The 21,294-nt window shown below is 64.1% G+C and carries 20 protein-coding genes; 10 read left to right on the plus strand and 10 right to left on the minus strand.

The window, feature by feature from the left end:
• Positions 1–83: 83 nt before the first annotated feature.
• Positions 84–2,156, plus strand: a complete 2,073-nt coding sequence (locus EOB80_RS22215) for a 3-hydroxyacyl-CoA dehydrogenase NAD-binding domain-containing protein (protein ID WP_127329747.1) — start codon at positions 84–86, stop codon at positions 2,154–2,156.
• A gap of 346 nt (positions 2,157–2,502) precedes the next feature.
• Here the strand turns inward: EOB80_RS22215 and EOB80_RS22220 are convergent, their stop codons facing one another.
• Positions 2,503–3,309 (minus strand): LuxR C-terminal-related transcriptional regulator, encoded by an 807-nt coding sequence (locus EOB80_RS22220; RefSeq protein ID WP_127329749.1) that lies wholly within the window; start codon positions 3,307–3,309, stop codon positions 2,503–2,505.
• A 114-nt stretch (positions 3,310–3,423) separates the two neighbouring features.
• Here EOB80_RS22220 and EOB80_RS22225 point away from each other — a divergent pair, with 114 nt between their 5' ends.
• The 6 genes from EOB80_RS22225 (at position 3,424) to EOB80_RS22250 (ending at position 9,279) form a co-directional block, all read left to right on the plus strand.
• Positions 3,424–4,560, plus strand: a complete 1,137-nt coding sequence (locus EOB80_RS22225) for an ABC transporter ATP-binding protein (protein WP_127329751.1) — start codon at positions 3,424–3,426, stop codon at positions 4,558–4,560.
• Complete coding sequence (locus EOB80_RS22230; protein WP_127322184.1) at positions 4,541–5,704, plus strand: spermidine/putrescine ABC transporter substrate-binding protein; 1,164 nt, start codon at positions 4,541–4,543, stop codon at positions 5,702–5,704. The genes EOB80_RS22225 and EOB80_RS22230 overlap by 20 nt, the downstream gene beginning before the upstream one ends.
• Positions 5,705–5,768: 64 nt before the next feature.
• The gene (locus EOB80_RS22235; protein WP_127266978.1) at positions 5,769–6,632 is read left to right on the plus strand and encodes an ABC transporter permease; all 864 of its coding nucleotides are present in this window, start codon (positions 5,769–5,771) and stop codon (positions 6,630–6,632) included.
• Positions 6,632–7,444, plus strand: a complete 813-nt coding sequence (locus tag EOB80_RS22240) for an ABC transporter permease (RefSeq protein WP_127266977.1) — start codon at positions 6,632–6,634, stop codon at positions 7,442–7,444. The genes EOB80_RS22235 and EOB80_RS22240 overlap by 1 nt, the downstream gene beginning before the upstream one ends.
• 10 nt (positions 7,445–7,454) lie before the next feature.
• Positions 7,455–8,216 (plus strand): glucose 1-dehydrogenase, encoded by a 762-nt coding sequence (locus tag EOB80_RS22245; RefSeq protein WP_127321335.1) that lies wholly within the window; start codon positions 7,455–7,457, stop codon positions 8,214–8,216.
• Between the two features lie 298 nt (positions 8,217–8,514).
• Entirely contained in the window at positions 8,515–9,279 is a 765-nt protein-coding gene (locus EOB80_RS22250; protein WP_127329753.1) for a hypothetical protein, read from the plus strand.
• Between the two features lie 146 nt (positions 9,280–9,425).
• On the opposite strand, the gene EOB80_RS22255 is transcribed toward EOB80_RS22250, so the two are convergent.
• From EOB80_RS22255 to EOB80_RS22295, 9 genes are all read right to left on the minus strand, one after another.
• On the minus strand, positions 9,426–10,934 hold the full coding sequence (locus EOB80_RS22255) for an aldehyde dehydrogenase family protein (RefSeq protein WP_127329755.1): 1,509 nt from the start codon (positions 10,932–10,934) through the stop codon (positions 9,426–9,428).
• Positions 10,935–10,954: 20 nt separating this feature from the next.
• Positions 10,955–11,299 carry a cupin domain-containing protein gene (locus EOB80_RS22260; protein WP_013528939.1) on the minus strand — a complete coding sequence of 115 codons (345 nt, stop codon included), beginning with the start codon at positions 11,297–11,299 and terminating at the stop codon, positions 10,955–10,957.
• Between the two features lie 23 nt (positions 11,300–11,322).
• A complete protein-coding gene (locus EOB80_RS22265; protein ID WP_127329757.1) occupies positions 11,323–11,664 on the minus strand; it encodes a cupin domain-containing protein in 342 nt (113 codons plus the stop codon).
• Positions 11,665–11,681: 17 nt separating this feature from the next.
• Positions 11,682–12,032 carry a cupin domain-containing protein gene (locus EOB80_RS22270; protein ID WP_127266972.1) on the minus strand — a complete coding sequence of 117 codons (351 nt, stop codon included), beginning with the start codon at positions 12,030–12,032 and terminating at the stop codon, positions 11,682–11,684.
• Positions 12,029–13,303, minus strand: coding sequence for a glycosyltransferase (locus EOB80_RS22275; RefSeq protein WP_127329759.1), 1,275 nt, complete (start codon positions 13,301–13,303; stop codon positions 12,029–12,031). The genes EOB80_RS22270 and EOB80_RS22275 overlap by 4 nt, the downstream gene beginning before the upstream one ends.
• 12 nt (positions 13,304–13,315) lie before the next feature.
• A complete protein-coding gene (locus EOB80_RS22280; protein ID WP_127329761.1) occupies positions 13,316–14,389 on the minus strand; it encodes an ABC transporter ATP-binding protein in 1,074 nt (357 codons plus the stop codon).
• Positions 14,386–15,180 (minus strand): ABC transporter permease, encoded by a 795-nt coding sequence (locus tag EOB80_RS22285; RefSeq protein ID WP_127329763.1) that lies wholly within the window; start codon positions 15,178–15,180, stop codon positions 14,386–14,388. The genes EOB80_RS22280 and EOB80_RS22285 overlap by 4 nt, the downstream gene beginning before the upstream one ends.
• Entirely contained in the window at positions 15,173–16,015 is an 843-nt protein-coding gene (locus EOB80_RS22290; RefSeq protein WP_127329826.1) for an ABC transporter permease, read from the minus strand. The genes EOB80_RS22285 and EOB80_RS22290 overlap by 8 nt, the downstream gene beginning before the upstream one ends.
• 354 nt (positions 16,016–16,369) lie before the next feature.
• A complete protein-coding gene (locus tag EOB80_RS22295; RefSeq protein ID WP_127266967.1) occupies positions 16,370–17,434 on the minus strand; it encodes a spermidine/putrescine ABC transporter substrate-binding protein in 1,065 nt (354 codons plus the stop codon).
• An 18-nt stretch (positions 17,435–17,452) separates the two neighbouring features.
• On the opposite strand from EOB80_RS22295, the gene EOB80_RS22300 reads away from it, so the two are divergent.
• From EOB80_RS22300 to EOB80_RS22310, 3 genes are read left to right on the plus strand one after another with little or no spacing between them, the layout of a single operon-like run.
• Positions 17,453–18,613 (plus strand): GntR family transcriptional regulator, encoded by a 1,161-nt coding sequence (locus EOB80_RS22300; protein WP_245466416.1) that lies wholly within the window; start codon positions 17,453–17,455, stop codon positions 18,611–18,613.
• A gap of 10 nt (positions 18,614–18,623) precedes the next feature.
• Positions 18,624–19,907, plus strand: a complete 1,284-nt coding sequence (locus EOB80_RS22305) for a glycosyltransferase (protein WP_127329765.1) — start codon at positions 18,624–18,626, stop codon at positions 19,905–19,907.
• Positions 19,908–19,912: 5 nt separating this feature from the next.
• Positions 19,913–21,292 carry a glutamine synthetase family protein gene (locus EOB80_RS22310; protein ID WP_127329830.1) on the plus strand — a complete coding sequence of 460 codons (1,380 nt, stop codon included), beginning with the start codon at positions 19,913–19,915 and terminating at the stop codon, positions 21,290–21,292.
• Positions 21,293–21,294 lie beyond the last annotated feature (2 nt).

Below are 21,294 nucleotides of genomic sequence, written 5' to 3' on the forward strand. Positions count from 1 at the left end.
CGACATCCGGTTCCCTTCGACGTCATGGCGCTGTAAATCCCGTTCGCGCGGCCACGGCCGCTGAATAGCGCTGGGAGGTTTGCGTGTCCGATTTCGTGAAGGTCAGCCGTGACGGCGACGTCGCCGTCGTCACTATCGACAACCCGCCGGTCAACGCGCTGAGTTTTCATGTTCGCGAACCGCTGATGCAGGCGCTCGTTGAGTTGCGCGACGATGCTTCGGTTGCCGCCATCGTCATTGCATGCGCCGGCCGGACGTTTGTCGCCGGCGCCGACATCACCGAATTCGGCAAGCCGATGCAGCAGCCGGAGCTGCGCGTCATCGTGGCTATGCTGGAGACCATCGCCAAGCCGACGGTGGCCGCCATCCACGGCACCGCGCTCGGCGGCGGGCTGGAGCTGGCGCTGGGCTGCCATTTCCGCGTCGCCGATGCCGGCGCCAAGCTCGGCCTGCCGGAGGTGAAGCTCGGCCTGCTGCCGGGGGGCGGCGGCACGGTGCGGCTGCCGCGCCTGGTCGGCGCGCTGAAGGCGCTGAAGATGATCGTCTCCGGTACGCCGATCGGTGCGACCGAGGCGCATGCCGCCGGTCTCGTCGATGCCGTCTTCGAAGGCGATCTGACGACGCATGCCGTGAACTTCGCCAGGGAAATTGCCCGCAAGGGTGGCCCCTTCACGCCGGTGCGCGATCGAAATGAGGGGCTCAAGGAGACCGACCTCGCGGCTTTCGACGCGGAGGCTGCGGACCTCGCCAGGAAGGCGCGCGGGCTCGAGGCGCCGATCGCCTGTGCGCTGTCGGTGCGCAATGCCGTCACGCTGCCCTTCGATGCGGCGCTGGCGGCGGAACGTGCGTTGTTCGTGAAACTGGTCGGCAGCGACCAGTCGCGGGCGCAGCGGCATTTGTTCTTCGCCGAACGTGAGGCGGCAAAGGTTTCGGGAAAAGACATCGTCAAGCGCAGGATTGCCCGCGTCGGCGTCATCGGCGCCGGCACGATGGGCGGCGGCATCGCCATGGCCTTCGCCAATGGCGGCTATCCCGTGACTTTGCTGGAAACCAGCCATGAGGCATTGCAGCGCGGCTTGGCGACGATCGACAGAAACTACTCGGTGTCCGTCACGCGCGGTTCGCTAAGTGAAGTCGCCAAGCGCGAGCGGCTCGCCCAGTTCAAGGGCTCCACCGATTATGCCGATCTCGCCGATTGCGACCTGATCGTAGAGGCGGTGTTCGAGGACATGGCGGTCAAGAAGGAGGTGTTCGGCAAGCTCGAAGCGGTGGCCAAACCGGGCGCGATCCTCGCCACCAACACCTCCTATCTCGACATCAACGAAATCGCCGCCTCGACCTCGCGGCCGCAGGACGTGCTCGGCCTGCATTTCTTCTCGCCGGCCAATGTCATGAAGCTCTTGGAGATCGTGCGCGCCGACAAGACCGCGCCCGATGCGCTGGCGACCGTCGTCGACCTGGCGCGGCGGATCGGCAAGGTGGCCGTTGTCGTCGGCGTCTGCCACGGCTTCGTCGGCAACCGCATGCTGGCCGCGCGCGGCTCGGAATCGGAAGCGCTTCTTCTGGAAGGCGCGATGCCCAGCCAGATCGACCAGGTATTCACCGATTTCGGCTGGCCGATGGGGCCTTTCCAGATGGGCGATCTCGCCGGTCTCGACATCGGCTGGCGCAACCGCAAGGCGCGTGGCTTGTCGGCCGTGATCGCCGACACGCTGTGCGAGCAAGGACGTTTCGGCCAGAAGACCGGCCGGGGGTTCTATATCTACGAGAACGGTTCGCGTACCCCGGCCCCGGATCCGGAGGTCGAGGCGCTGATCCGCGACAAGGCCGCCGAGAGGGGCATCGCGCCGCGCGCGATCAGTGCGGAGGAAATCATCGAGCGCACGCTTTACCCCCTGATCAACGAGGGCGCCAAGATCCTGGAGGAAGGCATAGCGGCCCGCGCGTCCGACATCGATGTCGTCTGGGTCAATGGCTACGGCTTCCCCATCGGCAAGGGCGGGCCGATGTTCTGGGCTGGCCTCGAAGGCCCGGCCAGGATCATCGAGCGGCTCGAGTACTGGCATCAACGGACAGGCAAGGACGTGTTCAAGCCGGCGCCGCTGCTGAAGCAGATGGTCGAGACCGGGTCGTGGAACGGCGACGCGATAGCCTGATCAATCGTCATGGGCAATCCACCCAATTGTCGAGGTCTGCGCTGCCCCTCATCGCCCTGCCGGGCGTTCGTTGTTCGAAAAGCCAAGCAGTTGGCTTTTCGTCCGCTGCGCGGACCACGCCTCGACTCCCCGTATAGTGACGGGGAGAAGGGGCTCGCGGTAACCTCGTCGCCTGTCTTGCAACGTTGAAGATTGGCGAAACCGGTAATTACTGCGCCCCTCTCCCCGTCCCTATACGGGGAGAGGATGCCGGCAGGCAGGTGAGGGGCAGCGCCGGCGTTCGCAAAAAAGTGACGCGGATTCGAAATCCGAAGCGATTGCCCAGGTAAACGGCGGGGCGAAGTAGCTACCTTATCCGCGCGTCGATGATCTCGACAAAACGTGCGAACAGGCCAGCCTGCGACTTGATCTTGAGCTTGCGGTAGATGTTGCGGCGATGGACCTTCACGGTACCCGGCACGATGCGCATGGCCCTGGCGATCGATTCCGTCGAATGCCCCTGCAGCACCAGGTCGACGACATGTTTTTCGCGCGGCGTCAGCGACAGGCTCTGCCAGATGTGGGCGCGGTCGAACTCGTTGACCGGAGTGGTCGTCTCGTCCTGCTGCGCCTCTGCAGGTTCATCGGCCGGAAGGGTGGGCCAGCGCAGCCTGGCGAAGCTGATCACCGCCGGCGCCATGTCGCGCAGCAATCTGGCATCGGCGGTGCCGAACGGGCCTGAAGCGCGCAGCCGCATCAGTGAGAGCACCAGCGCATCCTTGCCCGGCAGAGGCACGAAGAAGCCGACCTCCTCGGCCAGCCTGGTCTGGCTGTAGTAGGAACGGAAATACTCGCTGGCATAGAAACGGTCCGGTGCCAGTTCGCGCATGCGCCAGAAGCCTTCCTTGCGCTCGACCGCAGCATGATGGAACGGGTCGAGCAGATACGGCCCCTCCTGATAGAGCGCGACGAAGACGTGGCTTTCGGCCGGCGAGAAGGTCTCGAACAGCAGCGGCGGGCGCGCCGCGCCGCGATAGCCGAACACCACGCAGTGGTCGAAGCCGACATGGAGCCGCAGCCAATCGACCAGCGCATTGCCGAACAGGTCGCCGCTGGTCTCCCGCGTCGCCGCGACGAGCGTGGCGAGCTGGCTGTATTCGTCGCTGCGGGACAATCTATACCCCCTTAAACGAGAAAATAGATCAGATATACCACCTGAGAGGTATATACTAGCCGCCATTGGCTCTGGTAGCGTCCCGACATTGCCCTGTTGCTGGAGCCATCAGCCTTGACCGCAGTGCCGGACATCGAGTTTCGCGGCGTCACCAAGCGCTATGGCGCGGTGACCGCGGTCAGCGGCATCGATCTCGCTGTCCCGCCCTCCGCCTTTGTCGCGTTGCTCGGGCCGTCCGGCTGCGGCAAGACCACCTGCCTGCGCATGATCGGCGGCTTCGAACAGCCGAGCGAAGGCCGGGTGTTCATTCGCGGCCAGGATATGGCCGGGACGCCGCCCTACCGGCGGCCGGTCAACATGGTGTTCCAGCAATACGCGCTGTTTCCGCATCTCGATGTCGAGGACAACGTCGCCTACGGGCTGCGCCAGGCGCGGCCAAGGCTGTCTTCGCGCGAGATCGCCTCAAGAGCGGGCGAGGCGCTCGAAATGGTGCGGCTCGCCGGCTATGGCCGCCGCAAGATCCATGAACTGTCGGGCGGCCAGCAGCAGCGTGTGGCGCTGGCACGAGCCCTGGTCAACAAGCCGGCGGTGCTCTTGCTCGACGAGCCGCTGGCTGCGCTCGACAAGAAGCTGCGCACCGACATGCAGATCGAGCTGCAGAACCTGCAGCGCGAGATCGGCATCACCTTCGTGCTGGTCACGCACGACCAGGAGGAAGCGCTGTCGATGAGCGATTTCGTCTGCGTCCTGAACGGCGGCCGCATCGTCCAGCTCGGGCAGCCGAGCGAGATCTATGACGAACCGGCCGACCTGTTCGTCGCCGATTTCGTCGGCAAGACAAACCTGCTGAGCGGCACCGTCGCCGGACATTCGGGCGATCTGGTGGAGGTGGCGCTTGCCGATGGCACCGTCATTGCAGCGCGCAAGCGCACCGCCCTGCAGCAAGGTGAGGCCGTTTCGGTCAGCCTGCGTCCTGAATCGCTCAGTCTTGGTGCCCAGACAAGCGGTCCATTCAAGGGCATCGTCCGCAACCGAATTTTCCTCGGCTCGACAGCGGAATACGCGATCGAGGTCCAGGGCATCGGAACGCTGCTGGCCAAGGCCGATCACCTGATCGGTCACGGCAATCTCTTCAAGCCGGGTGAACCCGTCGCCATCGGCTTTGCCTCCGGAACGCCGCTGGCGTTTGCGGAGACCAAGAACAACGGGGCCAACCAGAGGGTAGATAAACATGTCGAAATCATATCGTGACGGACTGCCGATAAGCCCCAAGAATTTTGTCGATCAGCTGATGCGTTTGAAGCGCGGCTCGATCGGCCGCCGCGACTTCCTCGGCCTCACCGGCCTTGGCATTGCCACGGCGGTGATGGCGCGCGAGATCGGCATCATGCCGACACCGGCCTTTGCCGCCGAAAGCCTTGGCGACCGCATGTCGATCGCCACTTGGCCGAACTACCATGACCCGGCGACCTTCGAGAATTTCAAGAAGGACACCGGCGTCGCCGTCGAGGTCAACGTGTTCGGCTCCAACGAGGAGATGCTGGCCAAGCTGCAGGCAGGCGCCTCGGGCTGGAGCCTGTTCGTGCCGACCAACTACACGATCTCGACCTATAAGAAGCTCGGCATCATCGAGCCGCTGGAGATGGCGAAGCTGCCGAATTTCGACGGCTCGCAGCAAGATCCCCGCTTCACCGGGGAAGGCACGATCGATGCGGTGACCTATGCGGTGCCGAAGAACTGGGGCACCACCGGCTTTGCCGTCAACACCAAGAAGCTGACCAAGCCGATGACCAGCTGGAAGGAGTTCTGGGACACCGCCATGGCGGAAGGCGACAGCCGCACCATGGTGCATGACTACCAGCTGACCACGATCGGCAATGCGCTGAAATATTACGGCTATTCGTTCAACTCGTTGAAGCAAGACGAGCTCGCCAAGGCGGAGGAACTGCTGCTCAAGGTCAAGCCGCATCTGTTCGCGGTCTCCTCCGACTACCAGCCGGGGATGCGCGCCGGCGACGCCTGGATGACGATGTGCTGGACGAACGATGGCGCGCAGTTGCATCGCGACATTCCCGAGATCGCCTATGTGCTGGGCAAGGAAGGCGGCGAGATCTGGACCGATTTCTACGCCATTCCGAAAGATGCGCCGAACAAGCCGGCCGGCTACGCCCTGCTCAACTACCTGATGAATCCGCAGGTGGCGGTGAAGGAGCATTTGGCCAATGGTGCGCCGTCGACCGATGCGCGGGTCAATAAGCTGCTGCCCAAGGAAGTGCTCGACAATCCGATCCTCTATCCGGCGGCCGACCTGTTGACGCCGCTGGAATTCGGCGCGGCGGCAACGCTGACCGATCCGGGCCGCGCCGAATTGATGGCGCGCTTCAAGTCGGCCTGAGGGCCGGTCTGGCGCGGACAATTGACCGGCGGGCATATGTCCGCCGGTATCGGGGCGGTTTTCAATGCGCGGCAATAGATTTCGTCACAACCTCACGACCGCCATGCTGCTCGGTCCGGCGACCGCGTGGCTGGTGGTGTTTCTGGTGCTTCCATTCATTGCCATCGCGGTGTTCAGCGTCGGCGAACGGGCGCCGGAAGGCGGCTATCAAGCGGCTTTTACCTTCGCGCAATATGCCAATCTTCCGGCGCGGGCGGCTGCCTTCTGGAACACGATGGTGCTGGCGCCGATAGGGGCGCTCGCCTGTCTGCTCGTCGCTTATCCCGTTGCTTATTATCTCGCTCTGCGCGCACCGCAGCGCTGGCGGCTGATCCTGCTGGCGCTAGTCGTCATTCCGTTCTGGACCAGCCTTTTGATGCGGACCTATGCCTGGATGTATATCCTGGGCGGGCGCGGCATCCCGGCTCTGCTGTCCTATATCGGTTTCGAGGATATCAGGCTGATCAACACGCCGGGCGCGGTGCTGCTCGGCATCGTCTATGGCTACCTGCCGCTGATGATCCTGCCGATCTATGTCAGCCTTGAGCGGCTCGACCGCCGGCTGCTGGAAGCCTCCGCCGATCTCGGCGCGACGCCGCTCTCGACCTTCCTCGGCGTGACCCTGAAACTGTCGCTGCCGGGCGTGATGACCGGCTTCTCGCTGGTCATGATCCTGCTGCTGGGCGAATATCTGATCCCGACGCTGCTTGGCGGCGGCAAGGTGTTCTTTATCGGCAATGCGCTGGTCGACCTGTTCCTGCAATCGCGCAACTGGCCGTTCGGTTCGGCCATCGCGATCACGCTGGTGCTGGTTTCGGTGGTGGTGCTGATTGCCGCCAATCGCATTTCGACCCGGGTTTCGGGCGCCCGCCGGGTGGATTTGATCTGATGCGCGCCTTCGTCATTGTGGTGTTCGCCTTCCTCTATCTGCCGATCGCACTGGTCGTGCTGTTCTCCTTCAACGCCGGCCACCATGCCAGCGAGTTCACCGGCTTTTCGGTGCAATGGTACGGCAAGGCGCTGGCGAACCCGTTCCTGGTCGAAGCGCTGAAGAACAGCCTGTTCATCGCCACCACCAGCGCCTTGCTGGCGGCGTTGTGCGGCACTGCGGCGGCACTCGGCCTGGCGCGCGTCGGCATCAGAACACGCGCGGTCTTCGATGCGCTTCTGGGCGCCGCGATCGTCGTTCCGGGCGTCGTCATCGGCATTTCGACACTGGTCGCGCTCGTCCAGCTGTTCACGGTCGTCAATCCGTTCCTCGCCTCGATCTGGCCCGACGACCAGCCGCCGCGCCTGGCGCTCGGCTACGGCTCGATCATCGCGGCGCACGGCCTGTTCTCCATGGCGCTGGTGACGATGATCGTCGGCACGCGTCTCGGCAGCCTCGACCGCAATCTGGTCGAGGCGTCGAGCGATCTCTACGCCACGCCATTGACGACGTTCCGCTCGATCGTGCTGCCGCAGATCATGCCGGCCGTCGTTGCCGGTTTCCTGCTCGCCTTCACCTTCTCCTTCGACGATTTCATTGTGGCCTTCTTCGTCGCCGGGGCGCAGACGACGCTGCCGATCTATGTCTTCGCGTCGATCCGGCGCGGCGTGACGCCGGAGATCAACGCCATCGCGACGATCGTGCTCGTCGCTTCCGTGCTGCTTGTGGTGCTTGCCCAATGGCAATTGCGCCAGCGCAAGCCGTCGAACTGAAAGTCGCATCATGATCCTCAAAGACCGCATCGCCGTCGTGACCGGCGCCGGCTCCGGCATCGGGCGCGCCGGCGCCATGATCATGGGCAGGGAAGGCGCGGTGGTCGTCATCGCCGACAGGGATCAGGCCGCCGGAGAAGCAACGGCTTCGGACATAAGGGCAGTGGGCGGGCAGGCCGAGGCGATCGCCACTGACGTCGCGGACGATGGGGCGCTGGAAAAGCTCATTGCCGGCACGATCGAGAGGCACGGGCGCATCGACATCCTGCACAATCACGCCGGCATCCAGGTCGGCGGAACGCTGACCGAGGTCGAGGTCGGCGGCATGGACGCGTCATGGCGGGTCAATGTGCGGGCGCAGTTCCTGGCGGCCAGGATGGTCATGCCGTCGATGGTCGCACGAGGCGGTGGTGTCATCCTCAACACCGCCTCCAATTCGGGCGTGTTCTACGACCGCGAGATGATCGCTTACGCCACTTCCAAACACGCGGTAGTGGCAATGACGCGGCAGATGTCGCTCGACTATGCCCGGCACAATGTCCGCGTCAACGCGCTCTGCCCGGGCTGGGTCGACACGCCGTTCAACGAACCGTTCATCGCCCAGATGGGCGGACGCGAGGCGATCGAAACCTATGTCCGCACCAAGATTCCGATGGGACGCTGGGCCAGCGCCGATGAGATCGCGGAAGCGATCCTGTTCCTCGTCTCCGACCGCTCATCCTTCATGACCGGCCAGGCGCTGGTAATCGACGGCGGTGAAAGTATCGGCTGAGACTTGTGCTTTCTTTATCAATTGCCCTGTTTCAAAGCCTTTCCGATATACCACGTCACGACTTTCACCCATGCCGCTGGATTCCGGCAGGACTATAGTCCTGCCGGCATGGGACTTCAGTGCCATCGCCGTTCAAGAGCGCTGATTCGTGTTTAATATCAGATGGTTATGCTTCGGGCTGATCGGCAGATCGCGTATTGAGACAGCATTTGTCTAAAGTTTACTCTGTACAATTAGCGATTTCTCATAGGACGGTCGCTAGCGGTCGGGCCAGGTGACGATTCCCGAGGAGATTACCATGACAAACCGGAAAACTCTGTTCGCGGCGCTTGCCGCATTGGCGCTTCTGGCGTCTCCGGCGCTCGCCGGAGCCGGCGGCAACGGGCACGGCGGCGGCAATGGCGGTGGCAACGGCAACGGCGGGGGCAATGCCGGCGGTAACGGCGGCAATAGCAATGGCAAGAGCGGCGCTTCGCACGGCAAGTCTTCGTCGGCTCGGGGGCAGGTGGCAAAGGCCAAAACGGACGACACCACGGTCGACAAGACCACAAAGGTCTCGTCGGTTCCCAAGGAGAAGAACATCCACGCCAAGCTCGGTCGGCTGAACTCGCTTCAGCGTAACATCAACGCCTATATGAACTCGAAGAGCAAGAAGTTCGCTGCCATCCAGGCCTTCGTGACGCAGTCCGCCAAAGCCAAGATTACTCAGGCCGCCGCTGAAGCGGCCCAGGAGAAGCTGGATGCGCTGAATTCTCAGTTGACCGCGCTGACATCGCTGACGCCCGAGCAGATTGCGGCCATGACGCCCGAAGATCAGGCGGCCTTGCCTGGGAAGATAACGGATCTGGAGGCCGAAATCACTGCCCAGGAGGCAGAGGTCACCGCCGCCAATGAGGCGGCTGCCGCGGCAGAGGTCGGCACCGATGATGCATCGCTCGACGCGGCACTGGCGGATATGGCCAACAAGCCGGTCGACGCTGCGGTCACGTCCTGGGCTCAGGGCGTCCTTGCCGACAAGATCGACCAGACGGCCGCCGCGATGCAGGCGGAAACGACGCCGTAACGACTTGCCGTTGAATCGGCAGTAGCCAATCGAAGAAAGATGCCGCCGGGCCTTCGCCCGGCGGCATTGCTTTTTCCCGGTCATGGACTGGCTATCCCAGGATAGCCACCGAGCTGGCTATCCGGAGCTGGCGAGGTTCGAAACACTCAGACGTGCTTGCGGCCACCGGTCTCGCGGAACCAGCTGTCGGGGTACGGATACCACCATTCCTGGATTGCAGGCTTGTGGTCGATGATCACCATTTTGGAGCGGCGGAAGGCGTCGAGCCCCTGGCGTCCGAGCTCGCGGCCGAGGCCCGAGGCCTTCCAGCCGCCGAAGGGCAGGGCATCATTGTCGATCAGCGGGTTGTTGACCCAGACCATTCCGGCTTCGAGCCGTTCAGCCGCCTCGTGGGCTTCGGCCAGATCGGTGGTGAAGACAGAGGCGCCGAGCCCGAACGGGCTGTCATTGGCAAGCCGGATCGCCTCGTCGAAATCCCTGACCCGGCAGATGGCGGCGACCGGTCCAAAGCATTCTTCGCGCACGATTGCCATGTCCGGGGTGACGCCGGTCAGGATCGTCGGCTCGTAGAACCAGCCGGTGTTGTGTGCCGGAGGGATGCGTCCGCCGGTCACCGCCTTGGCGCCGCTGCGGATAGCATCGTCAACGAGGCGCATGACTTTGGTCCGCGCGCTTTCGCTGACCAGCGGTCCGATCTCGGTCTTGTCCATGCCGTTGCCGATGCGCAGCGCCCGGGTCCTTTCGGCGAACAGCTCGACGAAGCGGTCATGAACGGCGTCGACGACGAAGAAACGCTCGGCGGAGGTACAGACCTGGCCGGTGAGATGGAAGGCCGCGGTGACGCTGCCGGCCGCCGCTACATCGAGCGGGGCGTGTTGGCTGATGATCAGCGGATCGCTGCCGCCGGCCTCGATGACACAAGGCTTCATGCGTTCGGCGCAGGCCACCGCCACCGCCTTGCCGGCGGCGACCGAGCCGGTGAAGGCAACCGCATGGGTGCGTTCGGAGGCGATCAGCGCCTGCGCCGTGGCCACTCCACCAGGCAGGCAGGAGACCAGCCCCTCCGGCAGCGAGCGGAACACGGTCATGTAGTCCAGCGTCGACAGCGTCGTCGCCTCGGCCGGCTTGATGACGCAGGCATTGCCGGCGGCGAGCGATGCGGCGACCGTCCAGCACATCAGCAGGATCGGGAAGTTGTAGGGCATGATGTGGACGGAGACGCCATAGGGCTCGTAGCGCGCATACTGGAACGAACCGGCCTGCGTCGTGCCGGCGATCTTGCCGGCATCGTCGCGCGCCATCTCGGCATAGTAGCGGAAGATCGGCGCGCAGTTGGCGATCTCGCCGATCGCTTCGGGGTAGGGCTTGCCCATCTCGCGCACCATCAGCTCGGCGCAGCGGGTGAAGTCCGCCGCCTCGATGGCGTTGGCGACGGCATGCAGGTGCTTGGCGCGGCTCTTGGCGTCGAGCTTCTTCCAGGCGGCCTGCGCCCTGGTCGCGGCGGTGAGCACGGCATCGATCTCGCTATCGCTGGCTGCAGCGACGGCGCCGACGGTTTCCAGCGTCGCCGGATCGATCACTGGCTTGTTCGTGCCGGCCATCGGCCGGTAGTCCGGGTTGACGAAGAAAGCCGGCCGGTCAGGGGAGAAATCCATGGACATCCTCTCGGATCCGCTCAGCGGATCATGTAGACCTTCTTGATCGTCTCATGGACGGTGCAGACGCCTTTCCAGTCCTGTGGAAAGAAGGCCGCCGTGTCCGGTTCGATCTCGATGACCTCGCCGGATTCGTGGACGTAGGTGCAGCGTCCTTCGAGGAAGTGGCAGAACTCGTCGCGGGTGACATGGCAGTGCCATTTCCCTGGTGTGCAGACCCAAAGCCCGCATTCGGAGCGGCCTTCCGGCCCCTTGTACAGCAGCTTGCCCGAGGTGTGGGATTGCCCCTCGATCATGGTCGGTATGACGCCCCAGTCGACGAGGTCGGTAATGGTGAGCGGGGATTTCATGATGGGTGTGGTCATGTCGATTTCCTTGAAAAGAGTGCTCAGCGGCACATGAAGGCCTTGGTCAGCGTTTGCGTGATGATGGAGATGCCGTTCCAGCCGGCGGGGAAGAATACAAGCGTGCCGGCCTCGACCGGGATCTCTTCGCCGTCGTCATGGACATAGCTGCCACGGCCTGAGAGGAAATGGCAGAACTCGTCGGCGGCAAAGGTGACCTTGCGCGTACCCGGCGTGCATGACCACAGGCCGCATTCGCTCGATCCGTCCGGGTTCTGGGAAAGGACCCTGCCCGAGGTGCGCGGCGAACCGGCGAGCGTGCTGCTGCTCGCGCCCCAATCCTCCAGTTCCACGCTCGAGGCCTTCGGCCAGTGCGGTGTCGGCATGTCGTCAAGCTCCGTGGTCAGGCCAGCATATAGACGTTGCGCATGGTCTCATGCACGGTGCATTCACCCGTCCAGCCGGCAGGGAACATGACCACGGTCCCGGCGGAGATTTCTATCAGCTCACCGACATCGGACCGGTAGGTCGCGCGGCCGGCGACGAAATGGCACAATTCATCGCGCGGGATGCTCAGGCGCCAGCGGCCTGGCGTGCACACCCAGATGCCGGATTCCGGCTGGTTGTTCGGGCCTTTGTGCACGAGTTTGCCGGTCGAGTGGGAGGCACCGTCCAACGCATCCGGCTGGGCGCCCCAGTCGACGAGATCGGCGCGGGTGGAGGCCTGGTGGAGGTGGGGAGCGGAGGAGGTCATAGCAGCGTCTCCAGCAACCCGGCTGCTTTCTCCGGCCCATTCTGCGCGCGCATCTGCGCCGATGTCGTCGCCAGCTTGGCTTTCATCGCCGGGTCGGTCAGGCAGGTTTCGATTTTGGCAATCAGCTCGGCATCGGTCCAGTCGTAGCGCGGCATGCCGAAGCCGTGGCCGGTTTCCTCTACGCGGGTGGCGTTGTCGTGGCCGTCCCAGACATAGGGCATGATGATCGCCGGCTTGCCGAAATAGAGGCACTCGGTGAAGGAGTTGTTGCCGCCATGGTGGATCACCGCATCGACCTGCGGGATGACCGAAGGCTGCGGGAACCAACTCTCGACGATCACGTTGGCGGGCACGTCCGGGTACTGGTCCTTGTAGCCGCCGACATTGACCAGAGCCCGGTAGCGCGTCTTGCCCAGCGTCGCGATGATGCGCTTCAACAGCTCGACATCGCCGGCGCCGAGGCTGCCGAAGGAGACATAGAGCAGCGGCCCGTCATTGTTTTTGGCGAATGTCGGCACCGTGTAGGGTTTCTCCTGCCGCACGCAGCCTTCCAGATACTGGAACTTTGCCGGGTCGAGCGGATGGCGGCGCTTGAACTTTGCCGCTTCGGGATAGAGCAGCAGGTTGAGATGGGGGGAGGCCTCGAAGAACTGGCCGATCGGATAAGGCGCCTCGTTGTTGGCGGCGAGGAAGGCGTTGAAGTCGCCATGGATCGGCTTGATCACCGCGTTGAAATGATCGCGGTAGCGCTGGTGACCGGCGTGGTCGTTCTCGCCGCAGCCGGAGAGATGGGGCGGGATGTCCTCGTCGTCGATCTCGTTTTCCGAGCAGGAGATGACGCGCACCCAGGGTTTGCCGAACTGCTTGATCGCCGGAAACAGGATGACATTGTCGACGCAGATCACATCCGGCTTGATGGCTGAGAGAACGCGCGGCAGATCCTTCTGCGCCCATTTGGCGCTGTCGACGATCGCCGTCCAGCAATCCTTGACGTAATTGTCGACCTGATCGTAAGGCGATTTGCGAAAGTTCGGGATGTGGCCGTTGATGAAATCCTCCCAGAATTTCGCCATCTGCTCGGGGGGCATCGGCTCCGACAGGTTCACCGGATGCGCCTCGAAACCGTAGCCCTTGTAGACATCGAGAAAGCCGGGGTCGGACAGGAAAACGGCTTTGTGGCCGCGCGCCTCGACCGCCTGGGCGATGCCGACGGAATTGAGCGCCGGGCCGTAGGCCGCTTCTGGAAAAAACGCGATCGTCTTCTGCGCCATCAGGCTTCTCCTTTATTCTGCGAAAACTCTGGCATCGGCGGCGTCCCAGCCGAGTTCGACCTGATCTCCCGACGCGACCGGCCGGCGGTCGGCGGCATCAGCGGTGACGCGCACCAGGAACGGCTTTGGCGACAGGGGGGTGCGGACATGCAGCTGCAGGTCGAGCCCCTGATAGGCCAGCGCCTCGACCGTGCCGGTGGTGCGGTTGGCGGTCTCCACCGATGGGAACAGCCGGATGCGCTCGGGCCGCACCGACGCGACAGCCGACGCGCCGGGCGAGAGCTTTGCTGGAACCTTGCCTAGTACTCGAACGCCATTCGCGGCTACAACCCCATCGGCGGCGGCCTTGCCCGGCACGAAATTCATCACGCCGATGAAGTCGGCGACGAAACGGTCGGCCGGATGCTCATAGATCGCGTGCGGCGTGTCGCATTGCAGCAGCTTGCCGTCCTTGAGCACCGCCATGCGGTCGGCCATCACAAGCGATTCTTCCTGGTCGTGGGTGACGATGACGAAGGTGATGCCGACCTCATGCTGCAGGCGCTTCAATTCCAGCTGCATGGCGCCGCGCAGTTTCTTGTCGAGCGCGCCAAGCGGCTCGTCGAGCAGCAGCAGGCGTGGCCGCTTGACCAGCGCGCGGGCGAGCGCGACGCGCTGCTTCTGGCCGCCCGACAGTTGCTCCGGCTTGCGGTCGGCGAAGGGGACCAGCTCGGTTGTCGCCAGAATGGCGTCGACGCGGGAGCGGATTTCAGCTGCCGGCAAACGTTCCATCTCCAGGCCGTAGGAGACATTGGCGCGGACGCTCATATGCGGAAACAGCGCATAGGACTGGAACATCAGATTGACCGGCCGCTTGTTGGGCGGGGTTTTGGCAATGTCGCTTCCGTCGAGCAGGATGCGCCCGTCATTGGGCGTCTCGAAGCCGGCCAGCATGCGCAGCAGCGTGGTCTTGCCGCAGCCCGACGGGCCGAGCAGCGCGAAGAACTCATTCTCGCGGATGTCGAGCGAGATGCCGTCGACGGCGGTTACCCGGCCGAAATTTTTCGACACATGATCGATGGCCAGAAGCGTGTGGGGTTTGCTCATTGGCCTATGGTCCCACGGTTGAGCCGCTGCGACAGGGTCAGCGCAGTGATCGAGACCGCCATGACGATGGTCGCCAGCGCGTTGATCTCCGGTGTGATGCCGAAGCGAATCATGGCGTAGATCTGCATCGGCAGCGTCGTCGAGGCGCGGCCGGCGCCGGCGGTGAAGAAGGCGATGATGAATTCGTCGACCGAGAGCGTGAAGGCGAGCAGCGCACCGGCGATCACCGCCGGCGCGATGACCGGCAATGTCACCCGCCGGAAGGTGGTGAGCGCGGAGGCGCCGAGATCGGCCGAGGCCTCGACGATCGACCAGTCGAAACTCTTCAGCCGGGCACGCACCACCGAGCAGACAAAGGCGAGGTTGAAGACGACATGGGCGAGGATGATCGTGTGCAGCCCCATGGTCAGGTTGAGCATGGAGAAGAACGACAGCAAAGCGATCGCCAGCACGATGTCGGGGATGATCATCGGCGCGAAGATCAGCGCTTCGAGGCCCTTGCCGTATTGCCGGCGCATCTCGATGCCGATCGCCAGCAGCGTGCCGAGCAATGTTGCGATTGCGGTCGACACCAGCGCCACGATCAGCGTGTTGAGCGCAGCGGAGAGGATCGCCGAATTGCCGGCCAGCGAGGCATACCATTTCAGCGAAAAGCCCGACCATGCCGTCGGCAGCCCGCCTTCGTTGAAGGACAGCGCGACCAGCACGGCTATCGGGATGTAGAGGAAGGCGAAGACCAGGCTCAGCACGAGCCAGAGCGTGCGCCGCGTGGCGGGGGAGCGCTCAGCCATCGGTGTCTCCGCCGGCTTGCGCGGCGTGGCCCGAGGCGCGATTGGCGGCCAGCGCCTGCGCCATCAGCACCAGAAGCATGATGGCGATTAGCGCCATCGCGAGCGCGGCGCCGAACGGCCAGTCGTTTGCGGTCAGGAACTGGTCGTAGACGAGGTTGCCGATCATCTGGAAGCGGCCGCCGCCGAGCAGGGCCGGGGTGACGAAATTGCCGATCGACAGCACGAAGACAAACACCGCGCCAGCGGCGATGCCGGGCACGGTCAGCGGCAGGATGACACGGCGGAATGTGGTGGCGGCGGAGGCGCCGAGGTCACGCGAGGCTTCGGCCAGTTCCGGGTTGAGGCGCGACAGTGGCGCGTAGCAGGCAAGGATGACGAAGGGGAGATAGTTGTAGACCAGACCGGCGATAACCGCGCCTTCCGTATAGAGCATCGATGGCGGCTCGCCGGTGTAGCCGAACCAGCGCAACAACTGCGTGATCAGGCCTTCGCGGTTGAGCAGCACGATCCAGGCATAGGTGCGGATCAGGTAATTGGACCAGAACGGCAGCACGGCGAAGAACAGGAACACCGGCTGCCACCGGCGCGGGGCGGCTGCGATGGCGTAGGCGGCGGCATAGCCGATCACCACCGCGATCAGGGTGGCGGTGCCGGCGATGCGCGCCGAGTTGAGGAAGATGCCGGCATAGAGCGGGTCGAAGACCAGCCCGAAATTCTCGAGCGTGAAGGTGTATTCGATGCCGCCATAGACGCCGCGCCGGAAGAAGGCGAGCGCCAGCACCAGCGCGCACGGCACCACCATCAAGGCCGCGAGCCAGGCCAGTGCCGGGGCCATCAGCAGGGAGGAGCGGGAGGGGAGGTGCTTCACGAAGTACCCCCCTCTGCCCTGCCGGGCATCTCAGCGACCAAAGACCCCCTCACCCGGATTGCCAACCGAATTGCGAAGGGCAATTCGGGGCGATCCGACCTCTCCCCGAGGGGAGAGGAGGCCGTTGGCGCTAACGCCTTCCTCTTCTCCCCAACGGGGAGAAGGTGGCCGCGAAGCGGTCGGATGAGGGGGAGCTGCGCCGAAGATTGGCGAAAGCCTGCAAGCCAGCCAATCTCCCCCGCTAAGGGGCAGATGGCCGGCAGGCCAGAGGGGGGCGACACGGAACGCAAGCTTGATTCCAGGATGCTGTTGGAACAGTCCCTACTGCGCCGCCTTGATCTCGCTGACGATCTTCGAATAGTCGCGCTGGGCGTCGCCGACGTCGCGCAACTGCTCGAACTTGACGAGGTCGGCCACCGGCATCGCCATGTTGGGGAATTTGGCCAGGAAATCGGCCGGCAGGCTTTCCATGGCTGGCTTGTTCGGCACCTTGTAGTCGATGTTCTGCGCCGCCCAGGCGTGGTTCTTGGCGTCGAGCATGAAGTTGATGAACTGGAAGGCGGCATCCTTGTTGGCGGAGGCCTTCATCACCACCATCGTGTCAACCCAGAGGTCGGAGCCTTCCTTGGGAATGACGTATTTGATCTCGGGCTTTTCGGCGATGCCGTAATTGCACCAGCCGTCCCATGCCTGCACCATCAGCGCCTCGCCGGACACCAGCTTGGAATAGAAGGTGGTGTCGTCATAGGCGAGCAGGGTCTTCTTGGCCGAGATCAGCAGATCCTTGACCTCAGCCATCTTGGCCGGGTCGGTTTCGTTGACCGAATAGCCCTTGTCGAGCTGGCCGGCGGCCAGCAGCCAGCGGTCGGTAGCCAGCATGGTGGTCTTGCCCTTCAATTCGTCGGAAGGCGCGAGCAGGTCGCTCCAGCTGGTCGGTGCGACCTTCATCAGGTCCGAGCGATAGCAGAGGCCGGTGGTGCCCCAGGTGTATGGCACCGAGAATGCATTGCCGGCATCGTGCGGCAGCTTGGTTGCCTCGGGATAGAGATTGGTGAGGTTCGGTATCTTGGCGTGGTCGATCGGCTCGGTCAGGCCGAGCTTGTTCAGCACCTCGGCGAAGGGCGAAGAAACGAAGACCACGTCATAGCCCTTGCCGCCGGCGGCGATGAGCTTGCCCATGATCTCTTCATTGGTGGCGTGCACCACCACTTCGCCCGACACGCCGGTGGCGGTCTTGAAGGCGGCCATGGCGTCAGGCGCCATGTAGCCGTCCCAGTTGGAAATGACGAGGTCGGCAGCCGTCGCCGGCGCGGACAGCGCCAAGGCCAGGCCAAGTGCGATCGAAGATGTTTTCAGCGCACGGCGCCGCAGGCTGGTAGCGGTCATGACAGACTCCCATTTCGGTTGATCGTCGAATTGCATTCGCCGGACCAACGCTTGCGACCCTTGCCGCTGCCTCGATCCCGTTCCCTCGGTCTTTTTCTCGCCGATTGCCCTGACAGTACTATTGCAGAAAAAAGTACGTCAATCCATAATTTGCTAAGCGATCGTGGAATCTGGCCGATTGCGTCCGTGCGGGCGATCGGTCAGATCGATGCGGTCATCCCGTTTTCCACCGGACCAGCCATGCAAGCCGCAGCCCGACGACCTCGTACCAACCATCTCGATCTGGCGCAGCGCATCCTGGATGTGGCGCGGCAGCGCGGTTTTGAGCCCGGCGCACGCTTGCCGGAGCAGCAGATCGCTTCGCTGTGCAATGTCTCGCGCACGCCGGTGCGGGCGGCACTCGGCCTGCTCGCGGAGCGGGGCGTCGTACGCTGGGAGGCGGATTCCGGTTATCACCTGGCGATCGACCTCACCGCGCAGGCTTCGGTCGCCACGGAATTGCCTGCTGCCGAGGAGAACGAACTGGCCGAGGCGATCCTGCGCGATCGCTCGGCGCGGCGGCTGGACCAGACGGTGACCGTCGCGGGGCTGATGCGGCGCTACAGTGCCGAGCGCAAGACGGTACTAAAAGCGCTGAACAAACTAACGGATGAGAATCTGCTGGACCGTGCGCCAGGCCAGTCCTGGCTGTTTCGGCGCACGCCCGACGATCCAGAGGCGCAAGGCGACAGCTATGAGTTCCGCTTGCTGCTGGAACCCGCGGCCATCCTGACGCCGGGCTTCCGGCTGGACGGCGCGCGGGCGGCGACGTTGCGCCAGGGCATGGAAGCGCTGGTGGCGCTGCCGGACGCCGCATTCGACACACGCGAGTTCCAGCGGCTGGACATCGATTTTCACGGCATGCTCGCCGAAGGCTGCGCCAACCGCTTCGTTGCCGATGCGCTGGCGGATCACCTCAGGCTGCGCCGGCTGCCGGGCATCTATACCGGCGTCAACGTCTTCCGCTTGCGGCAATCGCTGCGCGAACACCTTGTTATACTCGACCATCTTGAAAGCCTGCAGTATGAGGTGGCGGCCGATCTGCTTCGCATCCACCTGCGGCTTTCCCGCAACCAGCGACCGCAAGCGGCCAGTCGCGGGGCGCCCGCCCTGTTCGGCATGATCAGCCGGCCGGAATGACGAGGAATAATTGACGCGTAAAGCCAGCCCGACCATCGCGCTGTTTCCCGAAGCCAGTTTCGGCGCGGCGTTGAATTGCGTCGGCATCGCGCAGGCATTGCGTGCCAAGGGAGCCCGGCCCGTCTTCATTTGCCATGCCGGCTTTTCCGGCGTCTTTGCCGACTATGGTTTCCAGGAATACCAGCTGCCGACCGACGAGCCGCTGAGCGACAGCGAACGCCAGAGCTACTGGCAGGCTTTCGTGCGCCGGCACCTGCCGCATTTCCGGCTGAGCCCGATCGACCAGCTGGAAACCTATGTCGCGCCGACCTGGCAGGCCATCGTCGACACTGCGGTCAATGCCGAGGCGCCGCTGCGCCAATTGCTGGCGCGGCTGAAGCCGGACGCGGTGGTGCTCGACAATGTCATCATGTTCCCGGCGATATCAGCCGCCGGCTGTCCCTGGGTGCGTGTCGTCTCCTGCGCCGAGACCGAGCTGCCGGATGCCAATGTGCCTCCCTATCTGTCGGGGCTTGGCGCCGACGACCCGCAACGCGCGGCTTTCGAGGCAAGGTATCTGGCGGCTTGCGCGCCCGCACATGACCGCTTCAATCGCTTTCGCATGGATGCCGGCCTGGCGTCGCTGCCGAAGGGCCTGTTCCTCGAGGCGTCGCCCGACCTCAATTTGCTGCTGACGCCTTCGATCGTGCGTCGTGAGCGGGCCGAGCCGCTCGATCCGGAGCGCTTCGTGTATCTCGAAGGCTGCGTGCGCTCGGAAGGGCCATTCGAGGTCCCCGTGTTCCCACGCAATGGCGGGCCGCTGGTCTATGTCAGCTTCGGCAGCCTCGGCGCCATGGATGTCGGCCTGATCGAGCGCATGCTTGCCGTCTTCGACAGGCTGCCGGCGCGCTTTATTGTCAATGTTGGCGGCCTGCGCGACGCCTATCGCGCGGTGCCCGACAACGTCTATCTCGATGCCTGGTTTCCCCAGCCCTCGGTGGTGGCGAAGTCGGACCTGTTCATCCATCACGGCGGCAACAACAGCTTTTGCGAAGCGCTGCGCTTCGGCGTGCCGTCACTGATCATGCCCTATTGCTGGGACGGACACGACAATGCGCGCCGCGCCGGAGAAACCGGCGTCGGTGACCATATCGGCCGCGACGCCTGGACCGAAGGAGTGTTGGAGAGAGCCATTCTCGGCCTGTTGGCCGACGATGCCATGCGCGCCCGCCTCAAGGACAATGCAGCCCAAATGGCGCTGAAACCTGGAACGGATGTGGCCGCGCAAGCCATACTCTCCCTGATACGGACATGAACGAAATGCCTGACAACAACACGAATATCTCGCTCTCCAGCGGCAACGATCCCAAGGCCTGGCTGGCCCGGCACGGCATAAAAGAAGTCGAGTGCCTGGTGCCGGACATGAACGGCGTGCTGCGCGGCAAGGCGCTGCCTACGGCCAAATTCCTCCAGGCGCTGGAAGACCGGGCGCTCTATCTGCCGAGCAGCGCCTTCCTGGTCAGCATCGACGGCCGCTATTCCGGTTCGGTCGACGAGGGCTTTGCCTATTCGGACCCGGACATGCGCATGGTGCCCGACGTCTCGACGCTCTGCCTGGCGCCCGGCGCCGCTCCCGGCAAGGCCTATGTCTTCGCCGATGCCTTCCATATGGACGACCGGCCCTGGATGGCCTCGCCGCGCCATGTGCTGCGCGCCGTGCTCGATCTCTATGCCAAGCGCGGCTGGCGGGCGGTGGTGGCGCCGGAGCTCGAATTCTATCTGACCGCGCCCAATCCCGATCCGGACCAGCCGCTGACCGCTCCGATCGGCGCCAATGGCCGTGCCGAGGGTGTGCAGCATCCCTATGACATGGCCGCGCTCGAGGAGTTCGAGCCGGTGATCCGCCGCGTCTATGACTATGCGGCGGCGGCCGGCCTGCCGCTCGACACGCTGATCCATGAATCGGGTACGGCGCAGCTTGAGATCAACTTCCTGCATGGCGATGCGCTGCCGCTGGCCGACAAGGTGCTGCTGTTCAAGCGGCTGACGCGCCAGGCCGCGCAGCAAAGCGGAATGCATGCGACCTTCATGGCCAAGCCGATCGCCGCGCAGGCGGGAAGCTCGATGCATCTGCACATGTCGGTCATCGACGAGGCTGGCAGGACGCTGTTTGCCGGCAGCGACGATGCCGACACCGCAATGTTCGGCCACTTCATCGGCGGCCTGCAGAAATATGTCCCGGAAATCATGCCGCTGTTTGCGCCCAATGTGAATTCGTACCGTCGCATACGGCCGAACCACAGCGCGCCGGCCAACATCGAATGGTCGCATGACAACCGTTCCTGCGGCCTGCGCGTGCCGGCCGGGGGCCGCGCGGCGCGGCGGGTGGAGAACCGGCTTCCGGGTGCGGATTCCAATCCTTACCTGGCGATCGCCGGCTCGCTGCTTGCCGGCTATCTTGGCGTCGAACAGAAACTGGCGCGCTCGGCCGAGGCGTCGGGCAATGCCTACAAGATCAAGAGCACGCTGCCGAAAACGATGGAGGAGGCGCTCGACCGTTTCGAGGCTTGCGGCCCGGTGCGAGAGTTGCTCGGCGAGGATTTCTTCCAGACCTACCTGCGCGTCAAGAGCGTGGAGCTCGACCTGTTCCAGGGCGTGGTGACGAGTTGGGAACGCGACCACCTTCTGCTGAAGGTGTGAAC

The organism is Mesorhizobium sp. M7A.F.Ca.MR.245.00.0.0, assembly GCF_003997415.1.
In the GTDB taxonomy this organism is placed as follows: Bacteria; Pseudomonadota; Alphaproteobacteria; order Rhizobiales; family Rhizobiaceae; genus Mesorhizobium.